We start from the raw sequence: 13,900 nt of genomic DNA on the forward strand, positions 1-13,900 counted from the left end.
CTCACACCTGACAACCGGTGCCCCATGTTTGTCGATTCCCACTGCCATCTCGACCGCCTCGATCCGGCAACCCACGGCGGGGACCTGGCCGCCGTCCTCGATGCCGCTCGCGCCCGCAACGTGCGCCAGTTCCTGGCCATCGCCGTGACCCTGGAGGATCTGCCCGCCCTGGTCGAGCTTGCGCGGACCCATGACGACGTGGTGATCTCCGCCGGCATCCATCCGCTGCACCGCCTCGCCGAGGAGCCGAGCGTTGCAGCGATCAAGGAGGCGGCCGAACGCGTCGCTGCCGTGGCCATCGGCGAGTGCGGTCTGGACTACCACCACCTCGACAACCACCACCTCGACAAGGCAGCCGAGACGCCACCCTCCCGGGAGGTGCAGCGTGAGCGGTTCCGCCGCCAGCTGATCGCCGCCCGCGAGCTCGGGCTGCCGGTGGTCATCCACACCCGCGAGGCCCGCGAGGACACTCTGGCGCTGATCCGCGAACATAGTGACCCGGCGGTGGGCGGGGTGCTGCACTGCTTCACCGGGGACCTGGACATGGCCCGCGAGGCGGTGCGCCATGGCTTGTATATCTCGCTGTCCGGCATCGTGACCTTCCGCAATGCCCAATCGCTGCGCGAGCTGGCTCGGCGGTTGCCGCTGGACCGGCTGCTGATCGAGACCGACAGCCCCTATCTGGCGCCGGTTCCGCATCGTGGCAAGCCCAACGAGCCGGCCTGGGTAGTCGAGGTCGCCGAATGTATCGCCGCCGAGCGCGGCATCAGTCTCGAGGAAGTCGCGGCCCAGACCACGGCCAACTTCTACCGGCTGTTTCGTGCCGCGGCCCCCGACGCGCCCGCCGAAGTGCGCGAGGCGCTGCGCTCCGCCGGACTGGTCTAGGCTATCGTCATCACCTTGTCATTCATGGCCCGGGGGAGGGCGCACCATGCAACTCGATCCATTGCTGGCCCAGATCGATCCCGACGGCGAAATTCCCCCCGTCGATCGCTGGCATCCCGAACATGGAGGTGAGATGGACCTCACCATTGCTGCCGATGGTCGCTGGATTCATGAAGGCACGCCCATCGCCCGACCGCGGCTGGTGCGCCTGCTTTCGACCATCCTGCGCCGCGAGCCCGACGGGAGCTACCTGCTGGTGACACCGGCCGAGTGGCAGCGGATCCGAGTCGAGGATCGACCCTTCCTGGTAGTGGATGCCGAGCACGAGCAGGACGGCACCTGGTGGTTGACCACCAACGTCGGCGATCGCCTGGCACTTGGCGAGGAGCGTCGGCTGGAACTCAGCGAAACCCCGTCCGGCGAGACGGTACCGGAGGTGGCGGTGCGTTTCGGCCTCAACGCCCGGCTGGGCCGCAACGTCTACTATCGTCTCGTAGAGCAGGCCGAAACGCGGGAGCTCGGTGACGGCAGCCTCGAGCTGGGCCTGACCAGCCAGGGCAGCTGGCAGCCCCTGGGGAGGCTGGACGCCGAGGCGCGGCGTGACAGCGAGTCGACATGACACTGATCCGCGAGCTGACCCCCGAGCAGCGCGCCGTGGTCACCCACGAACATGGCCATGCCCGGGTGACGGCGGTGGCCGGTGCCGGCAAGACCACGACCATGGTTGCCCGGGTGCTGCACCTGCTCGCGCAGGGGGTGCCCCCGGAGCGGATTCTAGTGCTGATGTTCAACCGCTCGGCCCGGGAGGACTTCCAGGCTCGTCTGGCGCAGATGGCCCCCCCTGGCCAGGCGCTGCCCGACGTGCGCACCTTCCACTCCCTTGGTCACCGGCTGACCGGTAGCCTGGCCCGCTGGGGGGCGCTCGCGCCGCGTCAGCTGCTCACCGCCGACTGGCAACTTGAGCGATTGCTGCGCCAGGCTACCCTGGCCGCCCTGAGCGAGGCCCCCGAGGCGCGCGAGACGGCCCTGGAGGCCGAGCGCCTCGAGGCGCTGGCCCACTTCTGCGGCCTGGTGAAGGCGGAGATGGCCTCGCCTGCCGAGCTGCACCGCCAGCTCGACTTTGGCGAGGAGACGGACCACTTCGTGGCCGCCTTCGAGCATGCCGAGTGGCTGCTGGCTGACCAGGGACTGATGACCTTTGCCGACCTGCTTTATCGGCCTCTGCGGGCGCTGGAGGCGAATGAGGGCCTGCGAGGCCGGGTCCAGGGGTTTCTCGACCACGTGGTTATCGACGAGTACCAGGACGTCAATACCGCCCAGCAGCGGCTGCTGGCGCTGCTGGTTGGCAACCAGGCCGAGGTCATGGCGGTAGGCGATGCCAACCAGTGCATCTACGAGTGGCGGGGGGCCCACCCCGACACCATGCTGGAGACCTTCACCGCCACCTTCGGGGCGGCCCGTGACTATCCGCTCTCGACCACCTTCCGCCACGGCCACGCCCTGGCGCTGACCGCCAATCATGCCATCGCCGCCAATCGGCGGCGGCCCGACCAGCTCTGCCTGGCCGCGCCGGGCAACCCCGCCACTGGCCTGGCCGTGGGGCAGGGCAGCCCGGGGCTGCTGGCCGAGCTCACCGACTGGCGGCGCGGCGGGCGCGGGCTGGAGGAGGCCTGCCTGCTGGTGCGCAGCTGGGCGCTGTCGGTACCGCTGCAGCTGGCGCTGCTGCGCGAGGGCATCCCCTTCCGCCTGTCCCGCGAGGATCGCTTCGTCTTTCGCCTGCCGCTGGTCGAGGCGTTGGCCGGCTACCTGCGTCTGGCCATCGAGCCCCATCGGCTCCAGAACCCGGGCCACCTGGCGATGCTGCTGGCACAGCCCACCCCCTTCGTGGCCCGCGAGCGGCTGCTTGTCCTGGCCGGCCGGCTGGCCGAGACCCAACGCTGGCCGGAGCGCCACGATCCGCTGCTCGATGGGCTCAGGCCCCACCAGCGGCGCACCCTCAAGAAGCGCTGGGCACTGCTTTGCGAGCTGCCGCGTTTATCGGCCTGGCCGCCGGCGCGTCTGCTCGAGCATGTGGTGTCCGAGGTTGACGCCGAGAAGGTGCTCAAGCGTGCCGCCGCCCGGCGCGACAAGGGCGAGGAGGACGTGCGTCTGCTCGACGTGCTGGTCGAACAGGCCGGCGAACTGGGCAACGACACCGAGGCCTTCATCGAGCTGCTCTCGCGACCGGTGGAGAACCGCGACGACGGGGTGCTGATCAGCACGGTACACGGGGCCAAGGGGCTGGAGTGGCCGCTGGTGCTGGTGGCCGGCGTCAACGAGGAGGACTTTCCCCACTATACCCGCGACAATCCCCTGACGACGGGGCGCCTGGAGGAGGAGCGACGGCTCTTCTATGTGGCTATCACCCGCGCGCGCGAACGCCTGGTGCTGATTCACGACGGCGGTGACCACCGCCCCAGCCGCTTCATCGGCGAGTCCGCATGGGAGGATGGCCAGCAGGTGGCTCACCGGCTCGACGGCGCCCAGGCGGTAGAGGAGCAGCGTCCTCTGGCGGTGTCCGACCCCAGCCTGGTACAGCGTTACCTGGACGCGCTGGGCCACACGCTGCCGCTGGTGGCGGCACAACCTGCTGCCGCGAAAGCGGGTGTCGCGGAGACGCCGTCAACCAGTTTCCGCGTCGGCCAGGCCCTGCGCCATGCGGTGTTCGGCGAGGGCCGGATCAGCGTGGTGGAGGGCGACCCGGACAACCCGGTGATCGAGGTACGCTTCCACCATGCCGGGCGGCGTCGCCTGATCGCCCGCCGGGCCCCCATCGAATTGCTTGAGGGAGTCAACGCATGACCCACCCGCTGATATCGGCCAGCGCGCTGGCCGAGGCCGGCTAGCCCCTGCCGAGTCTCTACCCTGGCTCCTGGAGCGAGTGGATTCGCGACCCGGCGAGGCCCATTGCCACCGGGGACTGAGTACGGCTTACGCGTCGAGCTCGAGGTGCGACGCTCACATATTCGGATAATTTGGCCCGCCGCCGCCTTCCGGGGCCACCCAGGTGATGTTCTGGGCCGGGTCCTTGATGTCGCAGGTCTTGCAGTGCACACAGTTCTGGAAATTGATCTGGAATCTGGGCTGGCCTGCGTCATCCTCGATCACCTCATAGACCCCGGCCGGGCAGTAGCGCTGGGCCGGTTCGGCGTACTCGGGCAGGTTGTCGCGGATCGGCAATTCCGGATCGTCGAGCTTCAGGTGGCAGGGCTGGTCCTCTTCGTGGTTGGTGTTCGACAGGAACACCGAGGAGGGCTTGTCGAAGGAGAGCTTGCCGTCCGGCCTGGGGTAATCGATCTTCTCGCACTCACTGGCCGGCTTGAGCGTGGCATGGTCGGGGGTGGTGTCATGGATATTGGGCAGCTTGCCGCCGAGCAGCTGGTCGGCGAAGTTGTAGGCGCCGCCCATCACGGTGCCGTACTTGTGGATCGCCGGACCGAAGCTGGCGCTCTTCTCGAGTTCTGCATGGCCCCAGCTCGCCTGCCACTTCTCGGTGAACGAGGTGAGTTCGCTGCCGCCCTCGTCGCCCTTGGCCACCGCCTCGAACACCGCCTCGGCGGCCACCAGGCCGGACTTCATAGCGGTGTGCAGGCCCTTGATCTTGGCGAAATTCAGCGTGCCGGCGTCGCAGCCGATCAGCAAGCCGCCGGGGAAGGTCATCTTCGGCAGGCAGTTCAGCCCCCCCTTGGTGATGGCCCGGGCGCCATAGGCCACGCGCTGGCCACCTTCGAGATGTCGGGCGATCGTCGGGTGGTGCTTCATGCGCTGGAACTCGTCGAAGGGCGACAGCCAGGGGTTCTGGTAGGAGAGGTCCATGATCAGGCCGACCATCACCTGCTGGTTATCGCCGTGATAGAGAAACCAGCCACCTTGGGTATGCTTGTCCAGCGGCCAGCCGGAGCCATGCAGCACCAGGCCGGGTTCATGCTGCTCGGCGGGAATATCCCACAGCTCCTTCAGGCCGATGCCGTAGTGCTGCGGATCCTTGCCCGCATCGAGGCTGAAGCGCTCGATCAGCCGCTTGCCCAGGTGCCCGCGGGAGCCCTCGGCAAACAAGGTATACTTGGCGCGCAACTCCATCCCCGGCGTGTAGCTGTCCTTGGGTTGGCCATCGGCGCCCACCCCCATGTCGCCGATCAGGATCCCCTTGACCACCTCCTCCTCGATGATCGCCTCCTGTGCCGCGAAGCCGGGGAAGATTTCCACGCCCAACGCCTCGGCCTGCTCGGCCAGCCAGCGACAAAGGTTGCCGGCACTGATCAGGTAGCGCGTCAAGTCGCCCCCGGTGTTGTGCATGGAGGGCGGCACCAGGGCGCCCGGCAGCTTCTGGGCCTTATCGGCATCCTTGAGCAGGTAGACCTCGTCGCGGGTCACCGGCGTGGTCAGCGGGGCGCCGCGCTCCTGCCAGTCGGGGAACAGCTCCCCCAGGGCCCGAGGCTCGAATATCGCCCCGGAGAGGATATGGGCGCCCACCTCGGAGCCCTTCTCTACCACGCAGACCGTGAGCTCCTGTTCCGCCTCGTTGGCCTGTTGCATCAAGCGGCATGCCGCGGCGAGGCCCGAGGGACCGGCGCCGACAATGACCACATCGACATCCATGGAATCGCGTTCGATTTGTTCTTCCACCTGTTCGCTCCTAGCTGTCCCGGGAACGCGGCCGCAGGGCACGAGCCACGCCGGAAAGATTTAAAACGGTCGTTTGCTTCTACTTGCGTCTCATGATAGACATAATATCGACAAAGGGTCACTCTTGCGATGGGAGGCTTGCTCCACCTGGGCAGCCCATCGATTGTTGACCAGGATGCGGCTATGGCACAGTGAAAGGGTTTTGCGATGCCTCATCTATCAAACGCATGCATTAAACGCATGGCAATAGGCTGGCCGGTTTTCGCGCCCGCCTATCATGTTTCGTGTCATGCATCGAGCCGGGGCAGAGGTCATTTCTTCCACCATCAGGTTCGCTACGTGAACCAAGCGAGGACACTATGAAGGTACTCGTCGCGGTCAAGCGCGTCATCGATTACAACGTCAAGATCCGCGTTAAGCCGGACCACAGCGATGTCGACCTCACCAACGTCAAGATGGCCATGAACCCCTTCTGCGAGATTGCCGTGGAAGAGGCGGTGCGCCTGAAGGAGCGCGGCGTGGCCAGTGAGATCGTCGCCGTCACCATCGGCCCCAAGGCCGCCCAGGAGCAGCTGCGCACCGCCTTGGCGTTGGGCGCCGACCGCGCCATTCACGTGCAGACCGACGAGCGCGTAGAGTCGCTGGGGGCCGCCAAGGCGCTGGCCAAGCTGGTCGAGGAGGAGCAGCCGGGCCTGGTGATCCTGGGTAAGCAGGCCATCGATACCGACAACAACCAGACCGGCCAGATGCTCGCTGCGCTGAGCGGGCTGCCCCAGGGCACCTTCGCCTCGGAGGTGGTGGTGGACGGTGAAAAGGTGCAGGTGACCCGCGAGATCGACGGCGGCCTGCAGACCGTGGAGCTCACCTTGCCGGCGGTCATCACCACCGACCTGCGCCTTAACGAGCCGCGTTACGCCAAGCTGCCCGACATCATGAAGGCCAAGAAGAAGCCGATGGACGTGAAGACCCCCGACGAGCTGGGTATCGACGTGGCCTCCAAGGTCAAGCGGCTCAAGGTCGAGCCGCCGGCCGAGCGCCAGGGTGGCGTCAAGGTGGACTCGGTGGATGAGCTGATCGACAAACTCAAGAACGAAGCCAAAGTACTTTGAACACAGTACGTTGAACACAGCGCTTTGACAGTGCTTTGAAAGGAGCTGATTCCATGAGTACCCTGGTTCTGGCCGAACATCATGATGGCGCCCTGGTCGGCGCCACCGCCCACGTGGTGGCCGCTGCCCAACAGATCGTCAAGGAGAGTGGCGGTGATATCGACGTGCTGGTGGCGGGCGAGGGCGTTTCCGCCATCGCCGAGGCCGCGGCCAAGCTCGACGGCGTCGCCAGGGTTCGGGTGGCCGATCACGCCGCCTATGCCCATCTGCTCGCCGAGCCCACCGCGGCACTGATCGCAGAGCTTTCCGATGACTACAGCCACGTGCTGGCCTGTGCCTCCACCACCGGCAAGAACGTGTTGCCGCGCGTCGCCGCGATCAAGGACGTGGCACAGATCTCCGAGATCATCGCCGTGGAGAGTGCCGACACCTTCAAGCGGCCGATCTATGCCGGCAATGCCATCGCCACCGTGCAGAGTGAAGATGCGCTGAAGGTGATTACCGTGCGCGCCACCGGCTTTGATGCCGTCAGCGAAGACGGTAGTGCGTCCATCGAGGCAGTCGATTTCGTCGCCGACAACAGTCAGTCCACCTTTATCAAGGAGGAGCTGGCGCAGTCCGACCGCCCCGAGCTGGGCGCAGCCAAGGTGGTGATCTCCGGCGGACGTGGCATGGGCAATGGTGACAACTTCAAATTGCTCGAGGGCATCGCCGATAAGCTGGGGGCGGCCATCGGCGCCTCCCGCGCTGCGGTGGACGCCGGCTTCGTGCCCAATGACATGCAGGTCGGTCAAACCGGCAAGATCGTCGCGCCAGAACTCTATATCGCTGTGGGTATCAGTGGCGCCATCCAGCACCTCGCGGGTATGAAGGACTCCAAGGTGATCGTCGCCATCAACAAGGACGAGGAGGCGCCGATCTTCCAGGTCGCTGACTATGGCCTCGTCGCGGACCTCTTCGAGGCGCTGCCCGAGCTCGAGCAGAAGCTATAGGTCAAAGCGCTATCCCCTCGGGCCTGCTGGTCGGCCGGGGGGCAGGCGGCTGGCCGGTGTGGAGATGTCAATTAACATCTTCTATACAAGGAATTAGCGCTGTTGTTGGCAACTCGGGCTACTCCCTGCCATCCTATGGGAGTGAACCGGGACACTATTCCCATCGGACATCAACAAGGAGGAACGATCATGGCACACACGCTTCCAGAACTTCCCTACGCCTACGATGCCCTGGAACCGCATATCGATGCGATGACCATGGAGATCCACCATTCCAAGCACCACCAGACCTATGTCAACAACCTGAACGGCGCCCTGGAAGGCACCGGTCTGGAGGATGTACCGGTCGACGAGCTGCTGGCTAACCTGGACCGCGTGCCCGAGGACAAGCGCCAGGCCGTGATCAACAACGGGGGTGGCCACTCGAATCACAGCATGTTCTGGCAGATGATGTCGCCCCAGGGAGGCGGTCAACCCCAGGGGCAGGTGGCTCAGGCCATCGACAATGAGCTCGGTGGTTATGAGGCCTTCCAGGATGCCCTGACCAAGGCCGGTTTGGGTCGTTTCGGCAGTGGTTGGGCCTGGCTCAGCGTCAAGCCGGATGGCAAGTTGGTGGTCGAGAACACCCTCAACCAGGATAGCCCGATCAGCCACGGCCATACCCCGATTCTGGGTGTTGACGTCTGGGAACACGCTTACTACCTCAAGTACCAGAACAAGCGTCCGGACTACTTGAAGGCCTTCTTCAACGTGATCAACTGGGAAGACGTCGAGCGTCGCTATCGCAACGCCACGACCTAAGGGCTGATCCTTCTCGTGATTCTTCTTGAGAGACGGGCCGCACCCTCAGGGTGCGGCTTTTTTGTGCAGGGCAACTAATTTTGTGCAGGGCAACGACTTCGTGCAGGGCAACCCACCTGCAGCCGTGGTTGCCGTCGCGAGGAGGAGCGTAGCCATTTTGATCATCGCCCTGTTGGTGGCATGGTGAGTCATCTGTCAGTGATCTCGACGGAGCAAGATGGTGAGGATCTTTCGCTTGCGATTGCCGCTTGGCATAACTCTGTGCCTGATGACGCTCACTCAACCCCAGGCTCAGCCGCCTCCGCTTGAGGCGACGAGTCAGGCCGAGCCGGGAGCCGAACTTCAGGCCCGCCTCGCTGCGGCCGACGACGCGACTCGGACGCGGCTGCGCGAGTTGCGCCGGCTGGAGGCCGAGACGCGACAACTGGAGACACGCAGCGACGCCCTGGCGCGCCGTCTGACATATCAGGGTGAGCGTCTGGCCAGCCGCGAGGCTGCGCTGGATTCGCTGGCCGAGAGCCGCGAGGCGCTGCCACGACTGGAGCAGGCACTGATCTCACGCCTGTTGTCCTGGGTGGAGCGCGACCTGCCATTCCTGAAGCAAGAGCGCCTGGCGCGCGCCGAAGGCCTCGCGGTTGGCCTGCAGGATCCCGATGCCTCGATCGCCGAACGCCTGGACCGACTGCTTGCCGCCTGGCGTACCGAGCTCGACTATGGCCGTGAGCTGGACGCATGGCGCGGCATCCTGAACGAGGGGGGCGAAGGGAAAGACGAGGGCAGCGCCCGCCGCCGCGAGGTGGACTTCCTGCGCCTGGGGCGGGTCGGTCTCTATTATCTGACCCCCGACGGTCGCGAGGGTGGCGTGTGGCGCGCCGAGACAGATCACTGGGAGACACTGGATAAGGCCGAACGTGTCGAGCTGCGTCACGGCCTTCGTATCGCCCGTGATCAGCGGGCAGCGGAGCTGCTGACCCTGCCGATCTCCTTGCCGCTGGAGCGAATACCCCCTTCTATCGACACGGAGATGGGCCGGTGAGTCATGCCTGGATACAAGCCGTGCGTTGTGCTCTGGCTGGGCTGGTGATGGGAGGTCTGATGATCGCCGAGCTGCCCGTGTACGCTCAGGAGGCACTCCTGACGACCCTGAGTGACGGGCGCGAGGCGGCGAAGGCCCGCGATGCCACGCGGCTGGCCGAGCTCGTCGAGAACCGCGAGGCCCTGCAGATGGCCCTCGATGAGGCTCGCGAGGCCCATGCCGAGGCCCAGGCACGTTTCGCGGAATTGCAGGAACAACAGGCGCAGCAGCAAGCCCTGCGCGATACGCTTGATGAACGTCAGGCCGAGCAGGGTGAGGCGCTTACCGCGGTGCTGAACACCTTGACGCGTCACAGCCGCGAGCTGCGCGATGCGCTGGCCGACAGCTGGATCGCGGTGGGTGGCGCCGAGTTGCCGCCATCCTTGGATGACGCCGAGGTGCTGCGTAGCGCTCACCTGGAAGCACTGGGTGACGCGCTGATTTCGCTGACCGCCGAGACCGGACGGGCGGTTGCCTTCGAGGCACCGGTGGCCGATGGCAATGGCGAGATCGCGACCCGCGAGGTAGTGCGCCTGGGTGACCTGATGGCCTTCAACCAGGGAGCGTTGCTGGAGCGTGGTGCCGAGGAGGGCATGCTCTCCAGGATGTCTCGGACCCCGAAGAAGGTCAGCAAGCTGCTCGCTGATTTCCAGGCCGGGCAAAGCGAGCGCCTGGCGCTGGATCCCACCCGCGGCGAGGTGTTCGACGCCCTTGCCCGGCGGCCGAGTCTTATGGAGCGCTTCCATCAGGGCGGCGCCGTGGGCTACGTCGTGGTGGGGCTGGGTGCCATTGGCCTGCTGGTGGCGCTGCTGCAGTACGGTTACCTGTTCAGGGTGAGTGTGGCAATGCGCCGCCAGCGGCGCGACCTCAACCGGCTGCGTCAGGACAACCCGCTGGGCCGCGTGCTGCTGCGTTTTTGGGCACTCGCTGACGACCCCATGCCCGAGGCCCTGGAAGCACGCCTCGACGAGGCAATACTGGCCGAACTGCCGCGCCTCGAGCGTGGCCAGTCGCTGGTCAAGCTGCTCGCCGGGTTGGCGCCCCTGCTGGGCCTGCTGGGTACGGTCACCGGCATGATCGTCACCTTCCAGGCGATCACCGTGTTCGGCACCGGTGACCCGCAGCGGATGGCTGGCGGCATCAGCCAGGCGCTGGTGACCACTGTGCTGGGCCTGATCACCGCGGTGCCGTTACTGGTCGCCCATACCGCCCTGGTGGGGCATGGCCGGCACCTGGCCCGCGTGATGGAGGGCCAGGCCAGCGCGGCGCTCGCCGAGCGGCTCGAGCATCGCCCGGCTCCTTCGACATCTGCCGGGAGCGAGCGACATGCCAGCGCTCTGGCTTGAGCCCCTGGCGCGGCTGGTCGATGCGGGCGGAATCGTCCTGGTCGGCATCGCCGGGGTGGCGGTGCTGCTGTTCAGCCTGGCGCTAGAGCGGATACTGTTCTTGCGTCTCACTTATCGTCATGCCCGCCGTGCCCTCATCATGCGCTGGACGGCGCGCACCGACCACCACAGCTGGAGCGCACATACCCTGTGTGAAGCCTGGAGCGGTGAGCTGATCGCCCAGCTGCGTCGTCCTCTGCCCTGGTTGAAGCTGCTGGTGGCTCTCTGTCCGCTGCTCGGCCTGCTGGGCACCGTCACCGGCATGATTGCCGTGTTCGACAGCCTGGCGCTGGGCGATGGCGGCCAGGCGCGAGGCATGGCCGACGGGGTGGCGCGCGCCACCCTGCCGACCCTGGCCGGCATGGCGGTGGCGGTGGTGGGGCTGCTGTTCGTCAATCGACTCGAACAGATCATCCGGCGCGAGGACCAGCGCCTGCATGACCGCCTGGCTCGCGCCGTGGAGGCGTCGCATGCGTAGACGCCGCCAGCGGATCGACGAGCCAGGCAATGCCGACGAGGTCAACCTGACGCCGATGCTCGACGTGGTCTTCATCATGCTGATCTTCTTCATCGTCACCACCAGCTTCGTCAAGGAGAGCGGCGTGGAGATCGAACGTCCCGCGTCCAGCGCCGCCAGCCCCCAGCCCGATGCTCGGCTGATGGTGGCAATCACCGCCAAGGGCGCCGTCTGGGTAGATGGAGAGCCCGTCGATGCTCATCGTGTCGGGCAACGCGTCGCCGAGCGGCTCGGTGATGCGGGCGGGGTAGTGATCCAGGCCGACCGCACCGCTACCACCGGCATGCTGCTGGAGGTGATGGACCGGCTGCGTGCGGCAGGAGTCGAGGACTTGGCGGTAGCCGCTACCCAGAGCGGCTCATGATTCGTTCCCTGCTCGCTGCGCTGGGCGGTGGCGCCATGGCGCTGGGACTCTTCTGGCTGCTGGCATTGCTGGTCGCGCCGCCGGAGCAGACGATTGAGCGGCCGGACGTCTCTGCGCCACTGCGGCTGGCCTCGCCGGCCCCGCAAGAGGCGCCGTCTCCCTCCCTCGCCGAGGCCGAGGCCGAGTCCTTGTCTGAGCGACCCGACGCGATCGCTCTGTCTGAGCCTGATCCGCAGCCCGAGCCGACCGCAGCGCCGGAGCCTGTCCCAGAACCGACTCCCGAACCGACGCCAGTCCCAGAACCGGAATCGATCCCTGATCCGGCACCTGCACCGCAGCCTGAGCCAGTATCTGCGGCGCCTTCAGAACCCTTGGCCCTCGCCGCCGAGGCAAGCAAGCCCGCCGATGCTGCGCTGGAGGCTGTCTCCACCGCCGAGCCGGCCAGTCAGGGGAGTCAGGCCAGTGACGTGCCCGTGGCAGTGGGTGAGGCCATTCCGGTCAATCGGGTGCCGCCAAACTACCCGCGGCGAGCCCTGCGACGCGGGTTGGAAGGCTATGTGGAGCTGGAATTCCTGATTCAGCCGGACGGTCGCGTTGATCCTTCGAGCATTCGGGTGCTGGAGGCTCGGCCGCGCAGGGCCTTCGAGGCAGCCGCCGAGTCGGCGGTAGCGGAGTGGCGTTTCGAGTCAGATGGCCGTCTGCGTCGGGCGCGGCAGCGGCTGGAGTTCCAGCTCAGATAGGCTGCGACAGGGAGCCCCCATGACCTGTCTTCGGGGTCACCACCGGCTGGCTGCTGATGGTGTCCATGCCGGCACCGGGCGCCTATATTGCCATTGCCGCGGACCAGCCGGGCCGGCTTACAGCGCGAGCTCGGTCCACACTGGCGCGTGATCGGAAGGCTTCTCCATGCCACGTAGGTCATAGTCGATGCCGGCCTCCGTTACCTTCTTGGCCAGCGGCGCGCTGACCAGGATATGGTCGATGCGCAGGCCGCGCTTCGGCTCGCGCTCGAAGCCGCGGGAGCGATAGTCGAACCAGCTGAAGCGGTCGTCGACCTCTGGATAGCGGATTCGATAGCTGTCGGTGAGCCCCCACGCCTTGATACCGGTGAGCCATTCGCGCTCCTCCGGCTGAAAGCTGGTCTTGCCCTCGCGTAGCCAGCGCTGGCGATTGGCCTCGCCGATGCCGATGTCGATGTCCTCGGGCGAGATGTTGAAGTCGCCCATCACCGCCAGGCACTCGTCGGGGCGGTGCCGGGTCTCGAGCAAGTGCCGCAGCTGGGCATAGAAGGCGCGCTTGTAAGGGAACTTGACCGGGTGCGCGACGTTCTCGCCCTGCGGAAAGTAGCCGTTCCACACCGTCAGCGGCTTGCCGCCGCCCGGGCGCAGGCGCACCCCGATCATGCGCCGCTGGGCGTCCTCGCCGTCATCGGGAAAACCGTGGAAGACCGCCTCCGGTTCGCCGCACTGCGCAGGGTCGACCAGCAGCGCTACACCGTAGTGGCCCTTCTGGCCATGGTAGAAGACACGATAGCCCAGCCCCTCCACCGCCGCCGAGGGAAACTCGCTGTCCTGGACCTTGGTTTCCTGCAGGCCGATAAGCGCCGGGCGATGCGTCTCGACCAGCGCGGCGAGCTGGTGCTGGCGAGCGCGTATACCATTGATGTTGAAGGAGACCAGGCGCACTTCAAGCGTCCCCTCGTTGGAGGGTGTCGTCGCCGGTCTGCTGCGGATGGATGGCAATCGGTTGCCCCTGCTCCTGGCGGGCCATCTTGCGGGCGGCCTGCAACTTGCGCTGCTGGCGCTTCTTTTGGGTGAAGCGGGTCGACGAGGTGACCTGGTCGGGATTCTCGTGGCGCCACTTCTTGAAATCCTTGCGCTTGCCGGTGCGGATCTGCACCTTGTCGGCCAGCGAACGGGTCTTCTTTCGGCGTGTCATGAGACAACTCCTAGCATGAATGGCCACCATTCTACCAGTCGCGGCGGCCCGACCGACAGCGGCCAAGCTTCGCCAGGTGTCCAGAGCGCGCCCTTAGCGTCATAGACTGGTACAATAGCGATTTGCGTGATGCACCCCATCCACCGACACGGACAAGACAGCACAGCCT

Annotated in this window: 14 protein-coding genes; 11 read left to right on the forward strand and 3 right to left on the reverse strand. The window is 66.3% G+C overall.

All coding sequences use genetic code 11. The annotated features are described in order from the left end of the window. Nucleotides 1-24 precede the first annotated feature (24 nt). From DFO68_RS04955 to DFO68_RS04965, 3 genes are read left to right on the forward strand one after another with little or no spacing between them, the layout of a single operon-like run. Nucleotides 25-885, forward strand: a complete 861-nt coding sequence (locus tag DFO68_RS04955; protein ID WP_133482572.1) for a TatD family hydrolase — start codon at nucleotides 25-27, stop codon at nucleotides 883-885. Nucleotides 886-931: 46 nt separating this feature from the next. Further along, a complete protein-coding gene (locus DFO68_RS04960) occupies nucleotides 932-1,504 on the forward strand; it encodes a DUF1285 domain-containing protein (RefSeq protein WP_133482573.1) in 573 nt (190 codons plus the stop codon). Beyond that, nucleotides 1,501-3,726, forward strand: a complete 2,226-nt coding sequence (locus DFO68_RS04965) for an ATP-dependent helicase (RefSeq protein ID WP_133482574.1) — start codon at nucleotides 1,501-1,503, stop codon at nucleotides 3,724-3,726. The genes DFO68_RS04960 and DFO68_RS04965 overlap by 4 nt, the downstream gene beginning before the upstream one ends. 156 nt (nucleotides 3,727-3,882) lie before the next feature. Here the strand turns inward: DFO68_RS04965 and DFO68_RS04975 are convergent, their stop codons facing one another. Continuing rightward, nucleotides 3,883-5,523 (reverse strand): electron transfer flavoprotein-ubiquinone oxidoreductase, encoded by a 1,641-nt coding sequence (locus tag DFO68_RS04975; RefSeq protein ID WP_133482640.1) that lies wholly within the window; start codon nucleotides 5,521-5,523, stop codon nucleotides 3,883-3,885. Nucleotides 5,524-5,909: 386 nt separating this feature from the next. On the opposite strand from DFO68_RS04975, the gene DFO68_RS04980 reads away from it, so the two are divergent. From DFO68_RS04980 to DFO68_RS05015, 8 genes are all read left to right on the forward strand, one after another. Continuing rightward, nucleotides 5,910-6,659 (forward strand): electron transfer flavoprotein subunit beta/FixA family protein, encoded by a 750-nt coding sequence (locus DFO68_RS04980; RefSeq protein WP_133482575.1) that lies wholly within the window; start codon nucleotides 5,910-5,912, stop codon nucleotides 6,657-6,659. Nucleotides 6,660-6,712: 53 nt separating this feature from the next. Then, nucleotides 6,713-7,651, forward strand: coding sequence for an electron transfer flavoprotein subunit alpha/FixB family protein (locus tag DFO68_RS04985; protein WP_133482576.1), 939 nt, complete (start codon nucleotides 6,713-6,715; stop codon nucleotides 7,649-7,651). Between the two features lie 189 nt (nucleotides 7,652-7,840). Beyond that, the gene (locus DFO68_RS04990) at nucleotides 7,841-8,452 is read left to right on the forward strand and encodes a superoxide dismutase (RefSeq protein WP_133482577.1); all 612 of its coding nucleotides are present in this window, start codon (nucleotides 7,841-7,843) and stop codon (nucleotides 8,450-8,452) included. A 235-nt stretch (nucleotides 8,453-8,687) separates the two neighbouring features. Then, the gene (locus DFO68_RS04995) at nucleotides 8,688-9,488 is read left to right on the forward strand and encodes a DUF3450 domain-containing protein (protein WP_243726416.1); all 801 of its coding nucleotides are present in this window, start codon (nucleotides 8,688-8,690) and stop codon (nucleotides 9,486-9,488) included. 20 nt (nucleotides 9,489-9,508) lie between these two features. Continuing rightward, nucleotides 9,509-10,873, forward strand: coding sequence for a MotA/TolQ/ExbB proton channel family protein (locus DFO68_RS05000; RefSeq protein ID WP_243726417.1), 1,365 nt, complete (start codon nucleotides 9,509-9,511; stop codon nucleotides 10,871-10,873). Beyond that, the gene (locus tag DFO68_RS05005; RefSeq protein WP_133482579.1) at nucleotides 10,854-11,390 is read left to right on the forward strand and encodes a MotA/TolQ/ExbB proton channel family protein; all 537 of its coding nucleotides are present in this window, start codon (nucleotides 10,854-10,856) and stop codon (nucleotides 11,388-11,390) included. Before DFO68_RS05000 ends, DFO68_RS05005 begins: the two co-directional genes overlap by 20 nt. Next, complete coding sequence (locus DFO68_RS05010) at nucleotides 11,383-11,793, forward strand: ExbD/TolR family protein (RefSeq protein WP_133482580.1); 411 nt, start codon at nucleotides 11,383-11,385, stop codon at nucleotides 11,791-11,793. Before DFO68_RS05005 ends, DFO68_RS05010 begins: the two co-directional genes overlap by 8 nt. Further along, nucleotides 11,790-12,533, forward strand: a complete 744-nt coding sequence (locus DFO68_RS05015; RefSeq protein WP_133482581.1) for a TonB family protein — start codon at nucleotides 11,790-11,792, stop codon at nucleotides 12,531-12,533. The genes DFO68_RS05010 and DFO68_RS05015 overlap by 4 nt, the downstream gene beginning before the upstream one ends. A gap of 117 nt (nucleotides 12,534-12,650) precedes the next feature. Here DFO68_RS05015 and xthA read toward each other — a convergent pair whose 3' ends face one another. Further along, nucleotides 12,651-13,478 (reverse strand): exodeoxyribonuclease III, encoded by an 828-nt coding sequence (gene xthA / locus DFO68_RS05020; protein ID WP_133482582.1) that lies wholly within the window; start codon nucleotides 13,476-13,478, stop codon nucleotides 12,651-12,653. A 1-nt stretch (nucleotide 13,479) separates the two neighbouring features. Beyond that, entirely contained in the window at nucleotides 13,480-13,731 is a 252-nt protein-coding gene (locus tag DFO68_RS05025) for a hypothetical protein (protein WP_133482583.1), read from the reverse strand. Nucleotides 13,732-13,900: the final 169 nt, after the last annotated feature.

It is taken from the genome of Halomonas ventosae, from assembly GCF_004361885.1.
Lineage (GTDB): Bacteria > Pseudomonadota > Gammaproteobacteria > Pseudomonadales > Halomonadaceae > Halomonas > Halomonas ventosae_C.

Coding starts and splice junctions, on each gene's coding strand:
- DFO68_RS04955 (WP_133482572.1), top strand. CDS start 25: ATGTTTGTCGATTCCCACTGCCATCTCGACCGCCTCGATCCGGCAACC.
- DFO68_RS04960 (WP_133482573.1), top strand. CDS start 932: ATGCAACTCGATCCATTGCTGGCCCAGATCGATCCCGACGGCGAAATT.
- DFO68_RS04965 (WP_133482574.1), top strand. CDS start 1,501: ATGACACTGATCCGCGAGCTGACCCCCGAGCAGCGCGCCGTGGTCACC.
- DFO68_RS04975 (WP_133482640.1), bottom strand. CDS start 5,523: ATGGATGTCGATGTGGTCATTGTCGGCGCCGGTCCCTCGGGCCTCGCC.
- DFO68_RS04980 (WP_133482575.1), top strand. CDS start 5,910: ATGAAGGTACTCGTCGCGGTCAAGCGCGTCATCGATTACAACGTCAAG.
- DFO68_RS04985 (WP_133482576.1), top strand. CDS start 6,713: ATGAGTACCCTGGTTCTGGCCGAACATCATGATGGCGCCCTGGTCGGC.
- DFO68_RS04990 (WP_133482577.1), top strand. CDS start 7,841: ATGGCACACACGCTTCCAGAACTTCCCTACGCCTACGATGCCCTGGAA.
- DFO68_RS05005 (WP_133482579.1), top strand. CDS start 10,854: ATGCCAGCGCTCTGGCTTGAGCCCCTGGCGCGGCTGGTCGATGCGGGC.
- DFO68_RS05010 (WP_133482580.1), top strand. CDS start 11,383: ATGCGTAGACGCCGCCAGCGGATCGACGAGCCAGGCAATGCCGACGAG.
- DFO68_RS05015 (WP_133482581.1), top strand. CDS start 11,790: ATGATTCGTTCCCTGCTCGCTGCGCTGGGCGGTGGCGCCATGGCGCTG.
- DFO68_RS05025 (WP_133482583.1), bottom strand. CDS start 13,731: ATGACACGCCGAAAGAAGACCCGTTCGCTGGCCGACAAGGTGCAGATC.